The 24,705-nt window shown below is 54.6% G+C and carries 17 protein-coding genes; 6 read left to right on the forward strand and 11 right to left on the reverse strand.

All coding sequences use genetic code 11. The annotated features are described in order from the left end of the window. Positions 1-363: a CrcB family protein gene (locus Q1B46_RS14040; protein WP_299948982.1), complete on the reverse strand. Its 363-nt coding sequence runs from the start codon at positions 361-363 to the stop codon at positions 1-3. Continuing rightward, positions 360-728 carry a CrcB family protein gene (locus Q1B46_RS14045; protein WP_299948983.1) on the reverse strand — a complete coding sequence of 123 codons (369 nt, stop codon included), beginning with the start codon at positions 726-728 and terminating at the stop codon, positions 360-362. The genes Q1B46_RS14040 and Q1B46_RS14045 overlap by 4 nt, the downstream gene beginning before the upstream one ends. 255 nt (positions 729-983) lie before the next feature. Between Q1B46_RS14045 and Q1B46_RS14050 the strand changes: the two genes are divergently transcribed. Then, positions 984-2,564, forward strand: a complete 1,581-nt coding sequence (locus Q1B46_RS14050; protein WP_299948984.1) for an FMN-binding glutamate synthase family protein — start codon at positions 984-986, stop codon at positions 2,562-2,564. Positions 2,565-2,570: 6 nt separating this feature from the next. On the opposite strand, the gene Q1B46_RS14055 is transcribed toward Q1B46_RS14050, so the two are convergent. From Q1B46_RS14055 to Q1B46_RS14070, 4 genes are read right to left on the reverse strand one after another with little or no spacing between them, the layout of a single operon-like run. Further along, positions 2,571-3,227 (reverse strand): ABC-type transport auxiliary lipoprotein family protein, encoded by a 657-nt coding sequence (locus Q1B46_RS14055; RefSeq protein ID WP_299665106.1) that lies wholly within the window; start codon positions 3,225-3,227, stop codon positions 2,571-2,573. Continuing rightward, a complete protein-coding gene (locus Q1B46_RS14060) occupies positions 3,224-4,540 on the reverse strand; it encodes an MlaD family protein (protein WP_299948985.1) in 1,317 nt (438 codons plus the stop codon). Before Q1B46_RS14060 ends, Q1B46_RS14055 begins: the two co-directional genes overlap by 4 nt. 5 nt (positions 4,541-4,545) lie before the next feature. Then, positions 4,546-5,361 carry an ABC transporter ATP-binding protein gene (locus tag Q1B46_RS14065; RefSeq protein ID WP_299948986.1) on the reverse strand — a complete coding sequence of 272 codons (816 nt, stop codon included), beginning with the start codon at positions 5,359-5,361 and terminating at the stop codon, positions 4,546-4,548. A gap of 1 nt (position 5,362) precedes the next feature. Beyond that, complete coding sequence (locus Q1B46_RS14070) at positions 5,363-6,487, reverse strand: MlaE family lipid ABC transporter permease subunit (RefSeq protein ID WP_299948987.1); 1,125 nt, start codon at positions 6,485-6,487, stop codon at positions 5,363-5,365. Between the two features lie 399 nt (positions 6,488-6,886). On the opposite strand from Q1B46_RS14070, the gene aspT reads away from it, so the two are divergent. The 4 genes from aspT to Q1B46_RS14090 are packed head-to-tail and all read left to right on the forward strand — an operon-like array spanning position 6,887 to position 12,866. Further along, the gene (gene aspT / locus Q1B46_RS14075) at positions 6,887-8,572 is read left to right on the forward strand and encodes an aspartate-alanine antiporter (protein ID WP_299665118.1); all 1,686 of its coding nucleotides are present in this window, start codon (positions 6,887-6,889) and stop codon (positions 8,570-8,572) included. A gap of 18 nt (positions 8,573-8,590) precedes the next feature. Continuing rightward, positions 8,591-10,207 carry a bifunctional aspartate transaminase/aspartate 4-decarboxylase gene (locus Q1B46_RS14080; RefSeq protein WP_299948988.1) on the forward strand — a complete coding sequence of 539 codons (1,617 nt, stop codon included), beginning with the start codon at positions 8,591-8,593 and terminating at the stop codon, positions 10,205-10,207. Positions 10,208-10,262: 55 nt separating this feature from the next. Continuing rightward, on the forward strand, positions 10,263-12,164 hold the full coding sequence (locus Q1B46_RS14085) for a PAS-domain containing protein (protein WP_299948989.1): 1,902 nt from the start codon (positions 10,263-10,265) through the stop codon (positions 12,162-12,164). Further along, positions 12,165-12,866 (forward strand): response regulator transcription factor, encoded by a 702-nt coding sequence (locus tag Q1B46_RS14090; RefSeq protein WP_299948990.1) that lies wholly within the window; start codon positions 12,165-12,167, stop codon positions 12,864-12,866. 76 nt (positions 12,867-12,942) lie between these two features. Here the strand turns inward: Q1B46_RS14090 and Q1B46_RS14095 are convergent, their stop codons facing one another. The 5 genes from Q1B46_RS14095 to Q1B46_RS14115 form a co-directional block, all read right to left on the reverse strand. Then, complete coding sequence (locus Q1B46_RS14095) at positions 12,943-14,253, reverse strand: HlyD family type I secretion periplasmic adaptor subunit (protein WP_299948991.1); 1,311 nt, start codon at positions 14,251-14,253, stop codon at positions 12,943-12,945. Next, on the reverse strand, positions 14,237-16,369 hold the full coding sequence (locus tag Q1B46_RS14100; protein WP_299948992.1) for a type I secretion system permease/ATPase: 2,133 nt from the start codon (positions 16,367-16,369) through the stop codon (positions 14,237-14,239). Before Q1B46_RS14100 ends, Q1B46_RS14095 begins: the two co-directional genes overlap by 17 nt. Next, a complete protein-coding gene (locus tag Q1B46_RS14105) occupies positions 16,369-17,709 on the reverse strand; it encodes a TolC family protein (RefSeq protein WP_299948993.1) in 1,341 nt (446 codons plus the stop codon). The genes Q1B46_RS14100 and Q1B46_RS14105 overlap by 1 nt, the downstream gene beginning before the upstream one ends. Continuing rightward, positions 17,696-18,514, reverse strand: a complete 819-nt coding sequence (locus Q1B46_RS14110; RefSeq protein WP_299948994.1) for a SapC family protein — start codon at positions 18,512-18,514, stop codon at positions 17,696-17,698. Before Q1B46_RS14110 ends, Q1B46_RS14105 begins: the two co-directional genes overlap by 14 nt. Before the next feature lie 64 nt (positions 18,515-18,578). Next, on the reverse strand, positions 18,579-22,427 hold the full coding sequence (locus Q1B46_RS14115) for an adhesin (RefSeq protein WP_299948995.1): 3,849 nt from the start codon (positions 22,425-22,427) through the stop codon (positions 18,579-18,581). Positions 22,428-22,651: 224 nt separating this feature from the next. Between Q1B46_RS14115 and Q1B46_RS14120 the strand changes: the two genes are divergently transcribed. Next, a complete protein-coding gene (locus tag Q1B46_RS14120; RefSeq protein ID WP_299948996.1) occupies positions 22,652-24,694 on the forward strand; it encodes a hcalcium-binding protein in 2,043 nt (680 codons plus the stop codon). The last annotated feature ends 11 nt before the right edge of the window (positions 24,695-24,705 follow it).

Genomic DNA, 24,705 nt, shown 5'->3' on the forward strand with positions numbered 1-24,705 from the left:
TCAGGCCATCAGGACAAGCCCCAGCCAAAGCGCAAACCAGCACAGAAACAGACTGAGCAGTATGTTCCCAGCCGCCAATGCGATGGTTCTTTCACGATGCAACTGCAGGGACTGATAGGCAAAGCTGGAAAACGTTGTAAACCCGCCGCAAAATCCAAACACCAATCTGTTTTGGTATTCACTCATTTCGGCGGCACCACCCAGGTAGCCGATCCACAGACCTAAAAAAAGGCTGCCCAGAACATTCACGATCAGTGTCGAGAAAGGCAGATCATGCGTCACACGCAGCGCCAGCCAGTGCCGCAATACAGCGCCCGCTCCGCCACCCAATGCAAATATGGCGTGCAATTGCAGCTCGTTCATTCTGAGTGTTCCTGCGGGAAATGCTTACGCCCCAACGTTTCGCCCAAAACTGCCGCAGCAAGACCAACTGCGATTTCAGCCGCGAATGCCACAAGGACGGACCATCCACTGGCTTCGGCCAAGCGTTCCAACTCTGCCACAAATGACGAAAAGGTTGAAAGACCACCACAAAACCCGACGGCCCCAAGATGCAGCACATGGGTGTGAACCTTGTGGCGAATGGCGTAGAGCCAGCCAAGGATGAAACAGGCAACGACATTAATCCCGAATGTCGTCGTCAGGAACGGAGCCCCTGGAACCGTCACCGAAAACAGCTCGCGTAACAACGACCCTGCGGCACCACCGACGAAGACGGCCGTGTACATCAGGGCGCGATGTCTGACTGCAGATGCAGTTTGCGACACTTTGGTTGATCTCGCTCTTACCCGGGTTTTATTCCGCATACAGTTTGCGCCGGGGGTGATCAACTGAACTCGCTTACTCGGACCAAACCATGACCATGATAGCAAGGTCTTGCACATTCAGTTGAATCTGGTTCAGGGTCAGGGTCAACTGCTGGGCTTCACGTCCACGATCCAGCCGAGGCTATGCTCATATAACGCCACCCAGGGAGGTCAGGGATGATTGTTCGCAGGCTATATTATATACTCAGCTATGTGGGTTTACCGCTGACCTTGCTGTGGGGTTACTTTTGGTCCCCAGCCTATTGGTTGTTGGTTATTTTGATCCCATACGCCGTCGTCGGTTTGTACGATATGCTAACGACCAAGCATAACGTGTTGAACAATTACCCCGTGCTGGGCCACTTCCGTTACATGCTGGAATTTGTGAGCCCCGAAATCCGACAATATTTCGTAGAAACCAACGAAAGCGGCCGGCCATTTAACCGAATTATCCGCAGCTTGGTCTATTCCAGGGCGAAGGGGCAGGTCGATACGCAGGCATTTGGCACACAGTACGATATCCTGAGTGTTGGTTATCATCGTGCAAATCACTCACTCTCGCCAAAGGATGTCGCTGAAAGCGAAGAACGGATTATTCTTGGTGGGCCTCAGTGTGACAAACCCTATAGCGCCTCGCGCCTGAACGTGTCGGCGATGAGCTTTGGCGCGCTGAGCGCCAATGCGATCCGCGCATTAAATGGTGGCGCCAAGGATGGTGGATTTGCGCACAATACCGGCGAAGGTGGGTTGTCTCCGCATCATCTGGCCGAGGGTGGCGACATTATCTGGCAGATCGGCACCGGGTATTTTGGTTGCCGAACACCAGAGGGTGGTTTCGACAAGGACATGTTTGCCGAAAAAGCCAAGAATGGTGTCGTCAAAGCAATCGAGATCAAACTTTCGCAAGGCGCAAAGCCGTCTCATGGAGGCGTGCTGCCTGCCGCAAAGGTGGACGAAGAGATCGCGAAAATTCGTGGTGTTCCAGTTCATCAGGATGTTATTTCACCCCCCACACATTCGGCCTTTGATGGCCCAACCGAACTGATGCAATTTGTGCAGCATCTGCGCGACATGTCGGGTGGAAAGCCGGTTGGCTTCAAACTGTGTATCGGTAAGCCCTCAGAATTCATGGCGATCTGCAAAGCCATGCTTGAGACAGAGATTTTGCCCGATTTCATCACTGTGGACGGTGCCGAGGGGGGCACCGGTGCAGCACCTGTCGAATTTACCAATCGTCTGGGTATGCCACTGAACGAGGCATTGATCTTTGTGAACAACTGCCTGCGCGGGATTGGTGTGCGCGATAAGGTGCGCGTCATCTGTTCAGGCAAGGTCGCGACCGGCTTCGATATGGTCGAAAAAATGGCCCTGGGTGCAGATATGTGCAACGCGGCGCGGGCGATGATGTTTGCGGTTGGATGCATTCAGGCGTTGCATTGCAATACCAATCGCTGCCCCTCGGGCGTGGCGACGCAGGATCCGATCCGTGGGCGGGCCGTGAACGTGCCGCAGAAACGCCAGCGCGTACACACGTTCCACGACGCGACCTTGGAAAGCTTCCGCGAGATTTTGGGGGCGATGGGAAAAGCAAAGGTGTCTGACCTGCGGCCTTCCGATATTCACCGCCGCACAGCAGATGAGCGAGAGCGGTCTTATGCTGAGCTTTACAGCATTCTGGAGGACGGTGCATTGCTGGCTGAACCCCTCCCAGAGGAATACGCGGCCGAATGGCAGGTTGCTTCGGCCAACCAGTTCTGACCCTGTTTAGCTTGGGTTCGTCCGCGGATTGTTTTGCGCGTGGCTATTGATTTTGCGGATGCTCCATTCGACGGCGTCTCGCATGGTTCTGCCTAAGGCCACATCGAAGGCTTCGACCAGATCTGGGGTCTGGTCGCTGGCTGCCATCACATTTTCCTGGAATGAGCTGGATGCGATAATCTTGTCCTCGTATTCATCGATAATCTTAATATTGATGCGGACTTCTACGCGAACTGTTTTGGAGTTCTCGGTTTCGCTGATAACGATGCCCTGAAACTCGCGTAAATCCGGCGCAATCACATAATCTGCACGCAAACCAACAGTCGATCGTCCCACCGCAGCAACCTTGCCGGAATTCTCATAGCTTTCGACCATCAGCGCCTGAACGATCAGCGGCGCGCGATCAACCCAGCGCGCCCTTGGCAGATACTGAACCTGCAGCAAGGTGGGCTGCACAGCGATTTGATCCGTGTTTACTGCCGCCGTCGCCGTGGGTTCCTCGACAACAATCTGTGTCTGGATACGTGGCAGCGATGAGGAGAACGTGCTTTTGGGTGTTAGCAGATACAGGTCGTTGGGTTTGGAGGCTTGGCTCAATGTCCCCAAACCAGCACAACCTGTTAACGCGACCAAGGCCAGCGACAGTGTTAAGGGCCGTATCATTGACGAAACTCCGATGCTTGGGTGCCTAACAAAAAGCGGGCAGGGTCGCGTTCGACTTTATCAACCAGCCGGTCAAGACTGATGACCAAACGCTGGGATTCCTCGATAAACCGAATGAACTGAGGTAATCCGACGCGCAAAAAGTCGGAGACCTGTCGACGGTTATCCTGAACAATTCCATCGATGGTACTCAACAAATCAGACGCCGATTGCGAAGCGCTGAGAACATCGTCGGAAATCTGATCAACCTTTTGGGTTATGTTCGTGACGGTTTCAGCAACCTGTTTGGCGGCCTTGCTTACGTCAGCTGCGACCGGCGAGATATCTTCATCCATCACGCGATTGGCCGAGTCAAACGCGCGTTCGGCAGAATCCAACGTACTTTTGGCCGAATCCATGGTCGAAGTAACCGAATCCAGAGTTTTGTTTGCGTTCAATACCGTTTCGCTGATCACGCCAAGTGTCACGCTGCCCTCATCCGATAGTCTTGTCAGTCTTTCAGCCAGGATCGAGCCCCGCTCGATAAAGGGTTGAATATCCTGCTGCAGCACGCGATCGGCATTGGCGATTGTGGTATTCGCAGTTTCAAGAGTCTGCTTGGCGGCATCTGAAGTGTTTTTAATGCTATTAAGCGTTTCAGTTCCCGTGCTGAACGTCGTTTCTGCGGTGTCCGCCAGTGTCTCAAGCCGCTTGGTGAACGCCCCTACATCCTTTGCCGCGCCGCCCAGATCAGAGGATAATGACTGGAAATCCGACAGGGTCTTGTCGAGTTTGCCAGAAGCATCTGCAAGATTGGTCAAAATGTCTGACACGGCTTTGCGGTTTTTATCATCGACGACAGAGTTGAGGTTTTCCAGCAGCGTGACAGCCTGGTCCAAAACTTTTGGAGCGCCTTCCAGAAGTGATTGGATCGAGCTGCGCTTGCTTGTGATTATGCTGTTCTGAGGCAATCTCTGCGCCGTTGGTGACCCGCCTGACAGTTCAACATACGCAACACCGGTCACACCCAGAGACTGCAATTGCGCGATGGTTTCCTTGGTGACCGGAATGTCCGCGTCAACTTCCAGTCGGACCCGCACCTTTGAAGGATCATCCTTATCCAGATTCAAAGATATAACCTGCCCGACGGGCAGGCCGTTATAGTTCACGCCTCCAGCCGCTGACAGACCTGAGACATTGTCAAACAGAACATCATAGTAGGCGTATTGCCGGGTCACTTCGAACTTGGCGAGCCAAAGAAAGAAGCCGAATGCACCCAGTATCCCTGCCAAGGTGAATGCGCCGATCAGGATATAATTCGCTCGGGTTTCCATCGCCTCTACCTGTCCTGCCCCTTCTGTTGTGCCGCGCGGGCGCGGGGGCCTGTGAAATATTCCTGAACCCAAGGGTGATCGACCTTGGTCATGTCTTCTATCGGACCTTCAACCAGCACACGCTTTTCCGCAAGTACCGCAACGCGATCACATATGGCGTAAAGACTGTCCAGATCATGCGTCACCATGAATACAGTCAGTCCCAGCGCGTGCTGAAGCTCTCGGATCAGGTCATCATAGGCGGCGGCTCCGATCGGGTCCAACCCGGCAGTTGGTTCGTCCAGAAACACGATCTGAGGATCCAATGACAAGGCGCGGGCCAGTGCTGCGCGTTTGCGCATCCCGCCCGACAGTTCCGAAGGGAACTTGCTGCAACTCAGCTGAGGCAGCCCAACCAAACTGATCTTGAGCCCACCAAGTGCAGCCATCAGGTTTTCGCTGATACCGGTATGTTCGCGCAGGGGTGCCATCACGTTTTGCAGTACGGTTAGCGAAGAAAACAAGGCTCCATCCTGAAAAGCGACACCCCAGCTTTTCTCGATGCGCTGACGATCTTCCTCGGGGCCGTTCAGAACATCGACGCCCAGCACCTCGATGCTTCCAGATTTTGGTCTATTCAGACCCACGATGGTGCGCAACAGCACAGATTTACCGGTGCCCGAACCACCGACAACACCCAGCACCTCACCACGCCAAACATCGAGATTAAGGTCGTGATGCACGACTTGTTCACCAAACTGGTTGGTCAGATTTCGCACACGGATAACGGCTTCGCGTTTTGTATCGGTTTGGGGTTTGCCCGGCAGCGCTGACGCGTCCATATCAAACCCCCAACTTTGAGAAGAAGATCGAAAACAGGGCGTCAATGGCGATCACCATGAAGATCGACTGCACAACCGAGGCCGTCGTACGTTGACCAACGCTTTCGGATGATCCTTTGACCTGCATGGCCTGCCAACAGGCAATGACCCCGATCACAAGTGCAAAAAACGGCGCTTTGATCATCCCAACAGCAAGTTGCGAAACGCCGGTGTTTTCCTTCAACCGGGTCAGGAACATCCCTGGACTGACGCCCAGATCGATCCAACTCATCAACGCACCGCCGATCAAACCAGCCATGTCAGCCACAAAGCCCAGAATGGGCAGCATGATCAAAAGGGCCAACACACGCGGGATGACCAGAACCTCGATCGGGTCCAGCCCCAGCGTACGCATCGCATCAATTTCTTCCTGTACCTTCATCGAGCCGATCGAGGCCGTAAAGGCCGAGCCGGAGCGGCCGGCGACGATGATCGCGGTCAACAGGATACCCAACTCGCGCAGGATCGAGATTGAAATCAACTCGACCACAAATATTTCGGCACCGAATTGCTTCAATTGGGTCGCGCCTTGAAAAGCCAGAACGACACCAATGAGGAAACCCATCAGCGAAACGATGGGAAGCGCCTTGAAGCCGACCTGTTCCATCTGTGAGAACAAGGCGGCCCGACGAAGCCTCCAGGGCATGATCAATGTCCGAACCAGCCGGTGAAGGGTTAGCCCCAGAAACCCTACGATCGACAGCGTATCCTGCCACGCACTAAAGGTCCGTTCACCAATTCGGGCAACCCAGTTAATAAAGCCGCGGGGTGGCAGCTCTTCTCCGGTTGCTTCGGGGATGTTGTGTGACACCGTTTCGATCAACGAAGAATGTGCGGGGGTCAAACCTACAAACCGGACCTGAACGCCTGCAGACGTCATCCGCTGCGCAAGATTGGCAACAAGCCAGGCCCCACCGGTATCCAGCGCTTGCAACTGCGTCATGTCCAGAACGACGTCTTGTCCATTGGGTCTGAGCGCTGCGAAATCTCTTTCGACACAATCCAGCGCTTGCGTTCGCAAATCCCCTGCAATCCGAATGCAAACTTCGGTTGCGCGGGTCTCGGAAGTAATCGTTGGCCGTGTCATGGCGGTATGTGATGTCAAACACCGGTTGGCTGCAATGGAATTGTTCAAACAAGCCAAGAATTTGCGTCGATACATGGCGATGGTGTGACAGTTAATTCCGCTGCCCCGCGACTTGTAGAAACGGTGCGATAGCTGGCAACCCGCTAGACGTATGGGAGGGTCCGATCTGCTTTGGTTGGAGCCACCCAACAGGGAACCGATGCTCAGAACCGCTAATATTCAGATAATCATAGACAAACGTCCGTCTTGAGGTATCGTAAATCCAGAATTTTTCGAGTTTGGTTGAGTTTTTCGAACAGGCGGCTTGGTCGGTAATTAAATTGGCTTGTTGGGCGCATCTTCGCCTTGTTACCGGCATCTGCCTCGTATGCTTGTCGGGCGAGGATTGAGAGGTGGATAATGGTCGATTGGCTAGTGAATGTTCTTCAAAACTATCCAGAGCTGGCGGTGTTTCTGTCCATTGGTATCGGTTTTCTTGTCGGCCCTTGGAAGGTGATGGGTTTCAGCCTGGGTACGGTCACCGCAACGTTGCTGGCGGCGGTCGTGATTGGACAGGCCCATATCGACATCGACTCGGCGGTTAAATCGACCTTCTTCATCATGTTCATTTTCGCTGTGGGCTACGGTGTTGGACCGCAATTCATGCGCGGCCTGAAAGTAGACGGTGCGCGCGAGGTGTTTTTTGCACTCAGCGTGCTGGCCTTATGCCTCGTGATCCCCATCATCGCCGCAAAGGTGGCGGGGCTAGAGCTTGGCTATGCCGCTGGTCTCTATGCCGGGTCGCAGACGATTTCAGCTGCAATTGGCGTTGCAACCGACCAGATCGGCCATCTGGGGCTGTCGGCGGAACAAGCCAAGACCTATGCCAACCAAATCCCGGTGGCTTACGCGGTGACCTATATCTACGGCACGATTGGTTCGGCAATCATTCTAGCCAAGATCGGGCCGCGATTGATCGGTGTCGATCTGGTCGCGGCTTGCAAGGAATATGAGGCTAAGCTCGGCGGTGGCCTAGCGGTGGAATCCGGTGACGGCATCGTCTCGGCGTATCGGGCGATCGAAGCCCGCGCTTTTGAAATACCTCAGGGAAGCGATTTTCTGGGGCAACCGGTCAAAGACCTGATGCCCGGCGTGCGCATTTATGCTGAACGCCTAAGGCGCGACGGCAAGATCATCGAGGTTGACGACAACACGATATTGCAAGTCGGGGATGTCGTGATGTTTTCGGGTCGTCGCGCCGATCTGGTGGGCTTGCTTGAAACCAGCCTGACTGAGGCCGACGCACCCGACTTGCTGAGTATTCCATCCGAGAAGATGGACGTTCTGATCACCAGCAAGGATGTGCATAACAAAACGCTTGAAGAGCTAAGCAAACTGTCGATTTCACGGGGCATCTATGTCTCAAAACTGATGCGGAACATGCAGGACTTACCGCTGTTGCCGGGTACGGTCGTCCACCGAGGTGACATCATCACCATTCAGGGTAGTAAACGGCATGTTGAGGCCGCGATTGCCAAGATCGGTTATGCAGATCGCCCAGTCGACACCACGGATCTGGCCTTTGTTGGATGGGGGATTTTCATTGGCGGGATCATCGGAACGCTGTCGGTTATGATGGGAGGCTTCCCTATCAGCCTTTCGACGACCGGTGGCGCACTATTGGCAGGGCTACTCCTTGGCTGGTTGCGTACCGTGCATCCGACCTTTGGTCGAATACCCGGGCCGGCCCTTTGGTTGATGAACACGCTGGGCCTGAATGTCTTTATCGCGGTGATCGGGATCACCGCTGGGCCGGGTTTTGTCGCCGGGTTGCAACAGGCAGGTATCGCGTTGCTGCTATGGGGGATTGTCGCCACTTCGCTGCCCATGATCTTTTCCGTTTATGTTGGGCATTACGTGTTCAAATTCCACCCGGCAATTCTGTTTGGTGCCTGCGCGGGTGCACGGACCACCACGGCCGCATTGGGCATGATTCAAGAAGCCGCGCAAAGCCGTATCCCGGCACTTGGCTATGGGATGCCCTATGCAATCGGCAACACCTTACTGACCATCTTCGGGATGGTCGTAGTTTTGATCCTAAGCTGATTTGGAGAGGTTTGAACGATGGATAGAGTAACGCTGCACGACTACGAAGCGCTCAGCCCGTTTCAGATCAAGGATGAGCTGATCAAACTGGCCTCAGCCGAAGCACACAAGGCCAACAGTGCCTTTCTGAACGCAGGTCGCGGAAATCCCAATTGGGTCGCCACCCGCCCGCGTGAAGCATTCTTTGCCCTCGGACAATTTGCCATAACCGAATCCAAGCGTGTGATGAACCACCCTGCCGGGTTGGGTGGTATGCCTGCGCAGAAAGGTTGTCATGAGCGGTTTCAGGACTGGGCGTCTGAGCACGCAAAGACGCCGGGGGTAGACACGCTGCTTGAGGTCGTGACGCATGCCATTGCTGCGTTTGACTTCGAAGCGGATGAGTTTGTGCATGAACTGACGGATTCAATTATCGGCGACAATTATCCGGTTCCCGACCGCATCCTGAAACACAACGCGACGATTGCACATGAATACTTGATGTGGTCCATGTGCCGGGGCCACCGGCCAGATGCCCAGTTTGATCTGTTCGCGGTTGAAGGCGGCACGGCGGCGATGTGCTATATTTTCAAAACACTCAAGGCCAATCGCCTGCTGAACCCTGGCGATACGATCGCGCTGTGTACGCCAATCTTCACACCCTATCTGGAAATGCCCGAGTTGGAGGACTACAGCCTAGAATCCGTCCATGTTGAGACTGACGAGGATGACGGTTTCCAATTGACTGATGCTGCAGTCGACAAACTGAAAGACCCCAAAGTAAAAGCGTTCTTCCTGGTCAACCCTGGCAATCCGTCCTCTGTTGCGCTCAGCACTGCCTCCTTGCGGAAACTGGCGGATTTGGTGGAAAATCACCGGCCCGATCTGATCGTACTGACGGATGATGTCTACGGCACCTTCGTACATGACTTTACGTCGGTCATGGGACATCTGCCCCGCAATACGATCGGGGTGTATTCTTATTCAAAATACTTCGGCTGCACTGGCTGGCGGCTTGGTGTGATCGCTGTGGCGCAGGACAACATCTTCGACCTCAAGCTTGCTGATCACCCGGACGACATTAAACAGGCCTTGGACAAGCGCTATGGAACCCTCAGCCTAACGCCGCGTGATATCCGCTTTGTCGACCGGCTGGTGGCAGATAGCCGAGATGTGGCTTTGAACCACACAGCGGGTCTATCGCTGCCGCAGCAGGTCATGATGACACTGTTTTCACTCTGTGAATTGGTGGACAGTAAGAAAATCTATCAGGCCGCCTGTATGGAATTGGTTCATCGCCGCTTCAAGCTACTGACAGAGGCGATGGGGGTCGAGGTACAGGCAGGTGAACATTATGATGCCTATTACGGCATCATCGATTTCGAATACTGGTTGCGGAAATATGTCGGCGAAGACGTTGTGACATGGATAAAGCAGAATGTTCAGCCATTGGATATCGCGTTCAAACTGGCCGAAGATTACGGCATCGTCTTGTTGAATGGCAGCGGTTTTGATGCACCCGGTTGGTCGGCGCGGGTGTCCTTCGCCAACCTGCCTGATGAGGCTTACTCGCAGATCGGAACGGCCGTTCGATCTGTCGCGCGTGGCTATGTACAAGCATACCGCGCCGCGAACAATTTGCCGCTGCATGGATAGCCAAAACTGCCTACACCTGCGCTTGAACTGGTGATACCTATGGGCGCAGTGGAGGATGGGTTTGGAATTATCCGAAAGACACATCAAGGCGATGACAACCGCTGGCCTGAATCTGATCGGGCAAGCCCTGTCGATCTATGACAGTCAGCTACGCCTTGTGGTCAGCAATCTGAGGTTTCAGGAAATGTTCGGCCTGCCAGACAAGCTTGTCGAACCGGGTGCTTTGTTTCACGACACCATCTATTTTCTTGCCAGCCGGGGCGAGTATGGCTCGGACGGTGACGTTGACGAAATGGTTGAAACCCGCGTTGCGCAAGCTTTGGCTTTCGAACCGCATTACATGGAACGTACCCGGCCCAATGGTCAGGTTATCTCGGTGGAAGGTGCGCCTTTGCCCAATGGGGGGTGGGTCGCCGTCTATACCGATATTACGCGAACCAGACAGGTCGAGGATTTGCTGCGTGCCCGCTCGGAAGAGCTGTCAGATCAACTTTTGGGCCACGCCGAAGAGCTTTCCGCAACGAACCGCAAACTAGCAGCGACGATTACGGCGCTGGAAGAGGCCAAACGACAGCTGACCGAGATCGAGGCGCGCACGCGGATGACGACCGAGATGATGCCCGCCCATATCGCTCATCTGGATGAAGATGGTCGATATGATTATTCAAATCGGCGCCTCAGTTCAGTCATGCCCGGTCGACCCTCGGAAATCCTGGGCCTTCATATTTCTCAGGCACTTGGATCGTCCGCTTATAACCGAGTGAAACCGCAACTGGAGCAAGCATATTGCGGACAACCTTCAGTTTTTGAGTTTACCGAAGATCAGGATTCACGACGCATTCGCGTGTCATTCACGCCGGACAAAGCAGGTGGTGTTTATGTCATGTCGGTGGATATCACTGAGGAAACTCAGGCCCGCGTCGCCCTGCAGCAAACGCGGCGCAGAGCAATGGCAGCCCAGATGACAAGCGGGCTTGCCCACGATTTTTCGAATTTGCTCACTATTATTCTGGGTATGCAGGCCCGGCTGGAAAAGATGGATTTACCCAAAGAAGCCAGCCAACTTGTCACCGCCACACAGCAGACCGCGCGTCGCGGTGGACAATTGCTGAATCGCATCGCCGACATGACTGGTAATCGTACACCACACCCTCAGGCCACGGATATGCGCGGGTTGCTCGAAGATTTACGCGTACTAGCCACGCCTTCGCTGCCGCGCGGTATGGGATTATCTGTGGTGAACACGCTGCCCGACAGGGCGCTGATGCTCGACCCCGGTATGCTTCAGGATGCCTTGCTAAATCTTGTGCTGAATGCACGAGACGCTTGTGGCACGTCAGGCCAGATTACGATCAGCGCCCACGCAATTGGGAACATTTGGGTCGAGATTACTGTATCGGACACGGGTTCTGGGTTCACCCCTGACGCATTGGAACAAGCGCTGAACCCATTTTTCACCACCAAAGGCAGCGATGGATCGGGGCTGGGGCTTCCTATGGTCTACGACACCGTTAAGCTGGCTGGCGGGGATTTGAACTTGCGGAACACACCCTCTGGGGCTTCTGTTGTATTGCGCCTGCCCTTCCGAGCAGCACCACCAGCCCAAGCGGGGCTTGTATTGCTGGTTGAGGATAATGATGAGCTGCGCAGTCAGTTTCGAGAAATTTTAATTGGCTTGGGCTGTTCGGTGATCGAGGCGAGCTCGGTTGGGGAAGCACTGGCTTTGACGTCAGACATAGATGACATCGCGCTGGTGCTGTCAGATATCCGGTTGGAAGGAGAGGGCACCGGTATTGATATCGTCGATCATCTGAAGGGCGCACTGCCCTGTATATTGATGACGTCCCTGCCGATTTCCGATCCTCTGCATACCAAAGCGCTGACTCGTGCACCTGTTCTGAGCAAACCGTTCACTCCCGAACAACTCTCCGCCCTACTTCGAACCGAGGCCGCATAGATGACCCAACCATTGGTGACCATTCTTGATGATGAGCCAGAGATACGTCGGATCCTGACAGACGCCTTGGAGGACGCCGGATTTCGTACTCAGAGCTTTGCCCGCGCGCGCGAGTTCGAAGCCTCGCTGAAACGGGTCACACCGGATGTTTGTCTTGTGGATTTGTCGCTGCCCGATACTGACGGGCTGGCGTTGGTGCATCGATTGGCGCTGGAGCAGGGGGCCGCCGTCATCATCATTTCGGGCCGGGCACAGGTTCAAGATCGGGTAACCGGGCTGGAGCTTGGCGCAGATGATTATATCACCAAGCCATTCGACCCTGCAGAGGTTATTGCGCGTGTCCGCGCACGCCTGCGTTCAACCGGCCCTGCAGTACAAAGTTCTGATGCCGCCGAATTCAACGGATGGATTGCTCATTTTGACCGATATGTTCTGATTGCTGACGATGGTGCCGAGACACCGTTCAGTCACGCCGAGGGCGAAGTCCTACGCCTCTTCCTCGAAAGCCCCAAACGCTTGATAAGCCGGGCACGAATGCAAGAGATGTTGGGTGGGGGTGCCGGTGACAGCTTTGATCGAGCGATGGATGTGCGCATCTCGCGGTTGCGGACAAAACTGGGAGAGGACCCCAAAAATCCACGCCTGATCAAAACAATATACGGGGCAGGGTACATCTTTCTGGGCGATGTAAAGTGGCGGTAAGTATCAGGTTCATAATTTTAACGGCTAGCCAATAACGCTGGCCGATAATCGTTCGAACCCCAGTGCGCTGGCCTCCTCAGTCACGCAAAGCCCGGTTCTTGATTTTTAGAACCGGTTGGAGCAGGTAATCCAGCACCGTTTTTCGGCCTGCAAGGATATCAACTTCGGCAATCATCCCGGGAATTATCTCGACCGCTATCCCAGACCCATCCAGCATGGTATCCGAGGTCTGAATTTCGACTGCAAAGACCTCTTCTTCGCTCCGTTCAGTACGCGTGATCGCATCGGCCCCAATGCGAATAATCTCACCGTCCAAGCTGCCGTATCGGGAGAAATCATAGGCTGTGATCATTATCTTAACCTGTTGACCTGCATGCAGGAATGCGATGTCCTTGGGGCGAACATAGGCCTCAACCAACAACCGGTCATCTAGAGGGACGATTTCAATCAGTTTTTCACCACTACGTGCCAATCCGCCGATTGTTGTTCGGTGAATTCGGTTCACAATACCCCTAACCGGTGCACGAATTTGCGCGCGTGAAACCCGATCCCGCAATGCAGGCAGGGCAGGTTGCAACGCCGACAGCTCAGCCGTGACCAATGCCAGATCCGTAAGGGCGGCACTTCGAAATCTGCTGCGCGTGGCACTAACCCTGTCATCAATTTCATCAAGACCGGCCTTCAGGCGGCTGATCACGGCCTCGGCCCTGGTTTTTCGGCCAGTCCACTCGGCCTCAGTACGACGCAATGCCAGCAATGTAGTTACGGGTTCCATGCGTTGTTCGACCAAGGGCACCATCATCGCACGTTCTTCAGCGAGAACATTTAGTGTCTCAGTTGTTGTCACCTGATCAACCAAACCTTCTTCGTATTCGCGTTGCCTTTGCTCGCGCTGCCGGTTCAGAATGGTAATTTCGGATGCAAGCTCCGCTTGCCGGCCCCGATAAAGCGCGGTTTCCGATTGCACGACGCTGGGGGCCTCACTCAACAAGCTATTGTCAAACTGCAAAGCCGTCTCATCGATTTCCGCTTGCAGCCGCTGTGCGCGAGCCATCAGAGCATAGGCGCGCTGTTGTTCCTGGTTTAATTCGCGTTCGATCTGATTGCTGTCGAGCTCCATCAGCAAAGTTTCGGCTTCGACAACCATCCCTTCGTGTACATACAGCGATTGCAAAACACCCGGTTCGGTGGCTTCAATAATCTGGACATCGCCAGATGGAACAATGCGGCCATCTGCACGGACGACATCGTCCAGCTCAGTGAACTTAGCCCACGCTACTGCAGAAATGATGCACCCCAGGATCAGGAACAATAGAAGAGAACCCCGAAGCGGTGCCCGTCCCTGCATTTCTCGGGCCAGCTGCCTTAGTTCAGGATGCCGCGACATTCAGATGCCTCCCGGGTTTGCGAACATATTGCGCAAGAATGGCTTTGGGTCCGTCCATACCGACTTTCCCGTCTTCAATCACGATGACCCGGTCCACCAGGTCCAATAAGCTGGTGCGATGTGTCACGATCACCATTGTGGTATCCTGCGTTGCCGTTTCCAACCTTTTGATTGTCTCAGCCTCGGATTTGATATCCATCGCGCTGGTTGGCTCATCCAGAACCAGCACCGGAGGGCGACCGATTAGCGCCCGGGCCAGCGCAACCGCTTGTCGTTGACCACCCGATAGACCTTCGCACCGTTCAGAAATGTGCTGATCATAACCCCGAGGGTGCTTGGCTACGAACTCTTCAACCCCGGCGATCCGACCAGCGCGGATCAAATCACTGTCACGCGGACGTATCATGCCACTGCTGATATTTTCCCTCAGAGAGCCTGAGAACAACCAAATATCTTGCAGAACAGAACCGATGTTGCGCCGCAAATCACCCGGATCAATCTGGCGAATATCCAGCCCGTCCAGTGTAACTGAACCCACACGGGGTTGATAAAGGCCTTGCAGTAAACGCGTGATTGTACTTTTTCCCGACCCGATCTGGCCAAGGATTGCGACCCTCTCTCCTGGTTCGATCGTAAAGGAAACACCCTTTAGTGCGTCATCCTGCTGATCTGGGTAGGCGAAATGAACATTGTTGAACGCGATGCGGCCAGAAACCTTGGGTCGGCTAACCCATGAACGGCCTTCGGGTCGTTCGGTATCTGCCCGCATGAGTTTGTCGAGATTGCGAAATGCGCTACGCGCGTGATTGACCCGCGTCAGAGTTTGCGCCAGTTGCCCCAATGGTGCCAACGCTCGGCCAGTCAGCATAACCGATGCGATAAGTGCACCCATACTGGTTTGGCCGTCGGTGATAAGAAACACACCATAAAACACGATCAATACTTGTGCGGCCTGCTGCGTAAACCCGGTCAGATTCAAGGCAAATTGAGTAATGGCACGACTGCGTGTCCCATGTTCTGACTGACGCTCGATTGCGTTTTCCCAGCGGGTTCGCATTTGGCGACCCGCGGTCGTAGTTTTGATCGTTTCAAGCCCCGATACAGCTTCGACAAGTACAGATTGTTTTGATTGACCGTCCGCAAAGCTTTTCTCGGCGAGCCGTGCCAACATAGGTTGGATTGCCAGCCCACTTAGTAACACAATGGGTACGGCAAGTGCCGGAACCAACGCCAAAGGACCACCAACCAAGTAAATTGTGAGAATGAAAATCGCGATGAACGGCAGGTCCACGACTGCAACTAACGTGGCTGAGGTGAAAAACTCACGCAAAGTTTCGAATTCTCGTACCGTGCTGGCCATCGCTCCGGTTGAACCGGTGCGGGCGGTCATGCGGATATTCAGCATCTGATCGAATATCCGGCGCCCCATGAACTTATCAGCCCGTTGCCCTGCGCGATCAATAAAACCGGCGCGTAATAGTTTTAGCGCAAAGTCAAACACCAGGGCCAGACACACACCAAGGGTCAAGGCTATGAGAGACTCAGTCGCTTCGTTCGGCAATACCCGGTCATAGACGATCATTATGAAAACCGAAGTGGAAAGGCCCAATATATTCGCCATCGCCGCAGCCATCGCCACCTGAGCATAAGACCACCGGTTCGCAGAGAGGGCGGACCAGAACCAGTGCCCACTGTACTCGGGTTTAGATGGCTCGGTCTCGTCTTGGTGCAAACGCCGGAACAGAAGGGCATAACCCGTATAGCTTTCACGAAGGTCGCTTTCTAAAACCTCGCCGAGGCCATTACCCAACGCCGGGTCATAGAGTATTAATCCACCCGATTTCGACCGACCGTGATAAACAACGGCACGGTCGTCCTTCATCAGCAGGACCGCCGGGGCCAGCGCCGTGTCAAATGCCTTTAGCTTCTGAGCGCCAAAACCAACCTGCAACCCCGCGCTCTGTGCTACTGCAATTGCATCACGGACCGTTAGTTTATCAGCTTCTCCGGATCGGGACGCGTGCAGAGTTGCAGCGGCCAATGGTCGTTCGAGCGCAGTCGCAACATTTAACAGGCAGCTTTCCAGCGCCGTTAATATGGCATGATCATCCTTCACTATGATCCACCCCAGTTGCTCAACTTGATACCCAGCAGGTCAAGAATATCGCCGGTCAAACTTAACGCCGCGTAGTTGGTCAGGAAAAAGCTCTGTTCCGCCAGGATCAATCTTTCCTGCGCGTTCACATAGTCCCGTTGTGCATCCAAGATTTCGATCAGGCTCCGGCGCCCGATTGTGAATTGCGCCCTTGCCGCCGCCACACTGTCTGCGTTGGCCTGCGTAGCTATTCGCGCCTCGCGAAGACGATCTGCACCGGCTTTCTGGTCCGAACGGATAAATCCGAGTTCTCGACCAATCTCCCTGATCAATGACTCACGATCCGCCTCGACCTGTTCGAGCTGAGCGGCCGCTGCCGTAATTGCAGCGCGCCGCTGGCCCGTGCTGTCCAGCTGATAGTTCACGGACAAGTCGACTCCAAAATCAGCGGTTTCAAAGTCGTCGTGATCGGCAAATGCCGCAATACGAATGTCAGGATGACGTCGGGCCTGGGCGACTGCCAGTTCCGCTCGTGATGCGATCACAGAGGCATTGGCTCTTCGAACCTGAGGGCTGTCCAATACGATTTGACTGTCGCTGCGGCTCAATTCAGGCGCGGGAAGCGGAGGGTGTAAATTTCCTGGCGGCGCGCCAAAAACTTCTCGGAACCGCGCCTCGGCCCGGTCAACACGCGCCCTTGCGTCAGCAAAACGGGTACGTGCATCGGCAACGCGAGACCGCGCTGTAAGCATATCCGCGTTCGAGCCAAGCCCGCCCGATACCCGGTCTGTAATCTGTTTCTCGATGTCTTCGTGAACTTCAACATTGCCACGAGCGATATCCAGGAGCTCCCTTCGGTCCAGCACCATGACATATGTTTCGATCGCGGCCAAAGCCGTGGCTGAGGCAGCCTGGAGTTGATCCCCGCGGCTTTCAAGAACGCGCGCATGAGCCGCCGTTAGGTCATTTGCCGCCGCACCCCCGTCGTAGACAAGTTGCGATATGCGCAGATATGGTGAAACCTCTCCATCCGTTGATAACGCCCGATCCGAGCCAGCGCGTAGCCCCAATGACACCTGCGGTAAAAATGCTCCTCGGGCTGCATCCCGGTTTGCCTTTGCTATATCCAGCCCAGAGTCGCTCCGTGCGACGTTGGGGCTGTTTTGAACTGCTGACCGAACGCGTTGACCAAAGGGGCTATTTGTCAGGTTGGTTGATGGTGCGACAGCACCCGCTCCCGTCGTTTGGCTTGAAAATGATCTTTCGACGCGAGTCACATCCGGCGTGGGTGTGCAGGCCCAGATTGGCAGTAGAATGATCAGCAGACACATTGGTTTAAAAACATGGTCAACCCATCGCATGGATCATCTCCGCTCTTGTTTGGTCATGAGATTCATCATTGGCCATCGCAGTTAAGAACCCGTTTAGCGTATCGCTTGCGGATGCATGTTTGCCGGGCAATTCATTCTGCGCGCGCGCCAGCCAGCTCAAATGGGACAGTGAGATCTGATGCGCGTGGATGAGTTGTAGGGCGCCGCTGGAAATCAATGTCAATTTGTAAGCATCGGGCAGGCGACAGAGCCTTTGCGCATCAATGCCCCAGTAATTTTCAGGTAAAGTAGTGCCTTCATGTTCTTGAAGTGGAACAAATAAATCCATTTCTGCGACTAATGAGCAGAGACGGCGCGCCTCGACCACTGCGGCTTCCCGAAGCTGCAAGAATTGCAGTACATCACATAGATTTCGCGACAGTTTGTTTCTACTGCTAAAGAATGGATTGTCCCGGGGATCACGCGTGACCAATCCAGAGCTTTCGTTTACGTACAAGCACAATCTTGCCCCGGTCAGGCAGTCGCGCATATTGGTGGGCCCAGTTTGAAACGGGTAGCAGCGTAACGCTGACGGAATATATGGCGCGCGCCAACGCCCCTGTTGGTCAACAATGGGTGTGGCCAATGCAGCATCAACCGAGAACATCGCCATCGGCAGGTAAGTTCCCTCCCGCAGCTTGAATGCGATCGGGAAGGACGATGCTATCTGAAATATCTCGGAGCTTACGATCGGACAGGCATCCATGCCCATTGCAAATCTATAGGATGTGAAGCGGCGCCAGTATCGATCGCTGTGGCGCCGTACACTGATCGGAAAAAGGCCGTTCTCTGCCATGTGATCCTCTTGTACAGAAGCGGCGGAGTCACGATTTGTGACTTCGCCAATTGCTCGCCGCGGTTCAGGCAGAAGCGCCGGTCGGGTCCGTCAACAGAATGTTCTCAGAGGTCAGCCCGCTTAGGTCCGAGAGCCCGTCAAACTGCGCAAGTGTTTCAACCGAAGCGGTGTTTGAATTTGAATAGCCCACTTTGACCAAAAGGCTGTCTGAGCCGTCTGTCGCAAGAAGATAAATCTCGTCTCCTGCTTGTGCACCCGACAGGTTTTCGGCAGCACTTGTGACTGTATTGACGTCAAGATCGGCAAGCGCAGTTGCCAGGCCGACAAAACCAGTATTCGCGCCGATTGCCCCCCCGGCCATCAACAACTCAACTCCGGTGCCGTCACCGCGTAGCGTGTTGGTATCGAGGTTTTGAAACATAAACGCATCCGATGCGTCGTCTGCCTGCCCGAGCGTGAAATTGCGGATACTATCGACACCATTGGTTGCCGGATCGGCTTCGAACACAACAACGTCACGGCCCGCACCTGATAGATCAATGATATCGTCACCCTCGCCACCGCGAAGAATGTCGTCGACATTTGACCCCGACAGGAGGTCGGCACCACTAGTGCCAAGATGCAGCTGCGATGGTCCCCCATCCGGGGTGGTCATGGTCAATACGATTGGCTGAGCCGCATCCTGAATGGTCATCGAAAATGTAACAACAGGTTGCGACAAATCCCCGTAGCTTGTGGCTGCTCCCGCAAAACTGATCGCGGAAGCTCCGCTTGGGTTTGCCAAAAACAGATTGAAATCGGCGTTCTCGGATTCCGATCCGGTATCATAGGTCGCAACCAAGGGGTCAAAACCCAACTCGGCGGTAAATGCCAGGCCGCTTGAGATGTCACGATCCGGATCTGCGTAAATCTCGAACGTCACCGTTGACCCACTTCGCCCGGCTTCCACGATTGTATATGCCGCTGGAATATGAGCGAAAGCCTCAGCCGAGACCGGTACCGGGTCGGAACCACCCGGGACAGTTGCTTGTGCAGAAAAACCAAGCGCATCGCCAGCCTCGATCGCGGCGAAGGCAGAAGCAGGCACGGCCAAGCTCCAACTGCCGTCAGCGGCGACGCTTGCGCTCCCGATGGTGATCGAATTCAACATGACATCTACCGACTGCCCCCCCGTCAAACCGGCGGACCCACCTGAGATTGTCAAACCGGTATTTTGTGCATCGGATAGTGAAACGGCACTGTTCGTTCCGGGTGTATTCAGGCTTAGGATCGGTTGGAAATTTGTACCCAACGTAGCCAGAGCATTGCTCGCCGGATTCCCCGCCGCATCCTCAACGGATGCCGTGATCTGGTAATTATCATTATCAGAAAGTCCGAGCAAATCGGCGGTGGGGATAACTACATTCCAACCGCCACCCGAAACCACCGATGTATACGTCGTACCGTTCAGACTGACCGTAACCGTCTGCCCATCATCGGCTGAGGTCGTGCCGGAAACGCTAAGATCATTTCCCTGTTCAATGACATCCAGTACAGGACCAACAGATAGTGGGTTCAGTGCGATCGTAGGCGCATCAAGATCAGTGCTGAAACTTGTCGAGGTACTGTTGGCATTGCCTGCTGCATCAGAAACTGATGCGTTCACGTCATATGACGCTCCATCCTGTAAGCCGCTCAGATCAGCTGCGGCGGCGGTATAGGTCCAGGCCCCACCACTGACCGAGGCGGTGCCACTGCTCAATACCGCGCCACTTGAATCTACAATTTGAACAGTGACTTGCGTTCCGTTGCTGACGTCAGACGTTCCGGAAACGATCAAGTCAGAAGCTTGCTCTGCGATAATCAATATCGGGCCACTGGATAGGGTCGAAATCGTTAGGGCCGGAGGTGTGAAATCGGTATCGAAACTGCCCGTTGCCTGTGCCGAAGGGTTACCCGCCAGATCGGACACATCGGCTGTGGCAACCACCGTGGCCCCATCAGACAGTGCAGCCAAGTCGGCAGCCGGTACAGTTGCGGTCCATGATCCCCCGGTAACGACACCCGAATAAGTTTGTCCGTTCAGATTTACCGTCACTATTTGCCCGCCCTCGGCAGATGTAGTTCCTGATATGGTTAGATCAGCGTCACGCTCCGTCGCATTCATGACCGTGCCGTGTGAAAAACTATCGATGCTCAGACTAGGGGCCGAGACATCTTTGGTCAGGTTGACACTGTGCTGTGGGGCCGGCAGGCCGTCGGCGTCTGTGACATCTGCTGTTAGATCAAAGCTTCCACCATCGACCAGCGCGACAAGGTCCGCTGACGGGATGACTACGCCCCAATTCCCGTTCGACACCAAGTCGGTGTAGGTCTGTCCGTTCAACGAGATCGTAACTTGCTGCCCGTCAGTTACATTCCCTGTCGTGCCGCTTACCATCAGATTTGAACCCACCTCCACTGCGTTTAAAACAGTACCCACGGATAAGGGGGCAATCGCGATCGAGGGGCCGGTCAGATCGACCGGAACAGAGGCGCTGACCGGTGCCGCCGGGTTGCCTGCAGCATCATTGACTACGACCAAAACTGAGGCGGGTGTTCCAGTCACCAACCCCGACAGATCGGCATTTGGAATTGTCACGGACCAGTTGCCGCCCAAGGCGGCCCCGACATAATCTTGACCTTCGAAAGATACAGTAACTGTCTGACCGTTCTCAGCTGTGGTCGTACCGGTCAGGACCAGATCGCCCCCGACATCTGCCAAGTCGATGGAACCTCCACCAATAGGGTTCAGAGTAAGAGCAGGGGCAGAAAAATCAGTATCAAATGCACCGGTTGCCTGATCAGCGGGGTTTCCTGCGCGGTCCGCTATGTCCGCCGTCACCGCAACATTTGCTCCATCTGGCAGCGCCGCAAGGTCTGCAGCTGGAACCGTAATGCTCCAACCACCGCCTGAGACGGCCCCCTGATATGTCTGTCCACCGACTGTAACCGCAACGATTTGGCCATTCTCGGCATCTGTTGTGCCTGAGATTTCCAGGTTTTCACCCTGCTCGGCTGTGTTCAAAACGGTACCAGCGGAAAATGCGGTAATTGCCAATGTGGGTGGAACTGTATCAACATCAAATTGGGCAGTTTCGGTCGAAAGTTCCGTCCCGGACCCATCCAGATGGCGGATTGTAACTGTTGAAATTCCCTGAGGCAGCCCGGCGGCTTCGGCGGAGGTTAGCGAAGCGCTCCACCCCCCATCGGCATCAGGTGAGATGGTTCTGGTTATTGATCCAATAGTGACTTCGACCGAAGTTGTGCCCTCAGGGGTGGTAGACTGGCTGCTGATATTGTTGAGCTCGTTTGTCTGTAACTCCTGCAGATTAAGGCTGGGCGGGCGTGGTGGCGATGGCGTTACTGACGGAACCTCACTATCGTCCTTGTCGTCGTCCCCACCGCCGCCGCCGCCTGCAGCGGCTGCCGCACCGGCAAGACCAAGGCCGCCCAACGCAAGCCCTGCACCGCTAACCCCGCCAGCGGTAGCGGTCGCACCAGCAGCTTCGGAAGCAACACTAAATTCGGCAATTTCTCCGACAACTTCATCTGCCAGCATGATTGTGCCGTTGTCCAGAATCTGGACATTCTCGGCATTAACGATAACCGTTCGGCCATCAACCAGCTTCAATTGCACGTCCCCGTTTGCCAGCAATTTTGCGGCCCGGACACCAGGGATGGCCTCGGCAAATTGATAGGATTCAAGCTGCTCATCCGTCGCCTGAGCAAGCACTGGCAGTGCCATCAGCGTTGATCCCAGGCCTCCGGCAAATCCACGTTTGGCCCAACGACCGAGCTTTTTTTCGATCCATTCATGAATATGGCGCTTGCGTTGCGCATAGGGCTGAATTTCCGTGTTCGAATTTTCGGTCGAGACGGTGTTTTTGGTCATGTTGCCCTCACATTTGATGGACGCAGGCACTTGCATGTCCCGCAGTTCCCGGTTCGAATCCGTTCATGTGTGTTTCGATTTGGTAACCCATGCGGGCGAACCTGAAAATTTGAGTTAATCTGAAACTGAAGCCCTTGTTTTCACCACATTTCTGCTCTGGTTCTCGGCTGGGCATCGTTCCATCCTGTTTCCACTGACAGGGGTGGTTGGGGGTAGGAGCGATGATGCTTCAGTTCAAAGATGTGGTGGCAACGGGGACCGCAGCGCTCGATTCAGGTATCGGCGATACCGCTTTAAAAACATTTAACGGAGCAACGTATCTTTATAGCACGACAGGACCCGGTGGCGGGATCGTGTCCTGGCGCCTTGAAGCCGGAGTGGCGGCGCAAGCAGTGGATCAGCAGTACTTTGAAGCGACAATCGCACATCAGGTCGGGCGAATCGGCATTCCGATCGATCTCGTGGATGACGATCAACTTATTTTGGATGTTGACACCGCGACGGGCCTGATCGGGTATGACCTGAACACGGACGGCACTATCGGCGAGTTACACGAAACCGTCACTTTATCTGGTGGCGGAGATATATCCGCAGCAACCCAGATGACGGTTGGGGCGCATGACATTCTGACGCTTGCGCATGAAGATACCAGTCAGCTCGCAACCTATCGCATCCATGCCGACGGGACGCTGAACCTAATAAATACCGTTGTGGGTCAAGCAAATGAGTTGCAGTCGCTGCAAGCGGGTTCGAAACAATTCGTTGTCGCCATTGAGACGGCAAGTAATTCCATTCTGTCTTATTCTGTCGATCAAAATACCGGCACGCTAACAGCTGTTGATGGCAATGCATCAATTCAAACGCTGGGCATAAACGCACCGACAGCTATCGAAGTTGTACAGGCATACGGAAAATCCTGGGTTGTGGTTGCGGGCTCAGAAAGTAACTCGCTGAGCGTTATGGAACTGAGCGGTAGCGGCCAGCTTAGACCAACCGACCACATCCTGGATACATTGCACACACGATTCGAATCCGTGCAGGACCTTGCGGTGGTCGAGATTGCAGGACGGGTTTTTGTTCTGGCGGGGGGCGGGGATGACGGTGTTAGCCTGTTCACGATGACCCCGGACGGGCAACTCATCCATATGGACAGTTTCGCAGACACGTTGGAAAGCGGGCTACAGAATGTCGAAACCCTCAGTGCCGCGCATGTGGGGGATGAGTTGCAGATATTTGCTACCGCTCAACAGGATGCGGGCCTGACACAACTCAACGTATCAGTTGCTGATCTTGGGGTTGTTGCACAAGGCTATGGTTCGGTGACAGGGACCGCGCAAGACGACCTGCTGAGCGGGGGCATTCTTGACACGACGCTGAATGGCGGAGCAGGAAATGACATACTGATCACTGGCACAAGCTCGACGATCATGACGGGAGGGGCGGGTGCGGATATATTTGTTGTTCGCCAAAACAGCGGCCCATCTGTAATCACAGATTTTGAAATTGGAACAGATCGACTGGACTTGTCAGACTACGCCTTCCTCAGAACGCCTGCGCAGTTGGATTTCACGTCAACTGCAACTGGGGCCCGAATAGCCTATCGTGGCGAGACGATTGAATTGATTTCCGACACCAACGCTCCGTTGACCAGTACACAGGTATTTGGGGCGGGTTTCGGTGGGCCGGATCACATCCCGGTCGATCTGGGATCAGGGCCAGACAACAATGCATCCGAGGGCTTTGCAGGGATGTTCACCCTTGATTCCGCCACTCAAAATCTCGCAGTAAAGGATGCAGAAATTCGGTTCACGCCTGATGGCGGCTCTCCCCTTACGGCCCAAGCCAATGAATACGGTGAGTTTGCTTTGAAGGTACCGGATGGGGTGTTTTCTGGCCAATTGGAAATTATCAAATCTTATTCGACGGCGAGCAACGAGATTACCGCGCTGGACGCGCTGCAAGTATTGCGTATGTCTGTCGGTCTTGATCCGACCTGGGGCCCTGCGGTTGCAGAAAATTTCATCGCCGCCGACATTACCCGGGATGGATCCGTTAATGCGCTCGATGCACTGGCCATTCTTCAGGTCGCTGTTGGCCAATCCACAGAGCATGACGCCGAATGGGTGTTCTTGGACGCAAACGCAGACCTTTCCGGTATCACCAGAAACAACGTAGTTTACGACACCGGGGCAGATGTCACCATAGTTGACGGAGCTTTGTCGATCGACATGACCTCGGTTCTTCTGGGCAATGTCGATGCGGTTTGAATATGGGCTGC

The organism is uncultured Ruegeria sp., from assembly GCF_947500045.1.
Taxonomy (GTDB): domain Bacteria; phylum Pseudomonadota; class Alphaproteobacteria; order Rhodobacterales; family Rhodobacteraceae; genus Ruegeria.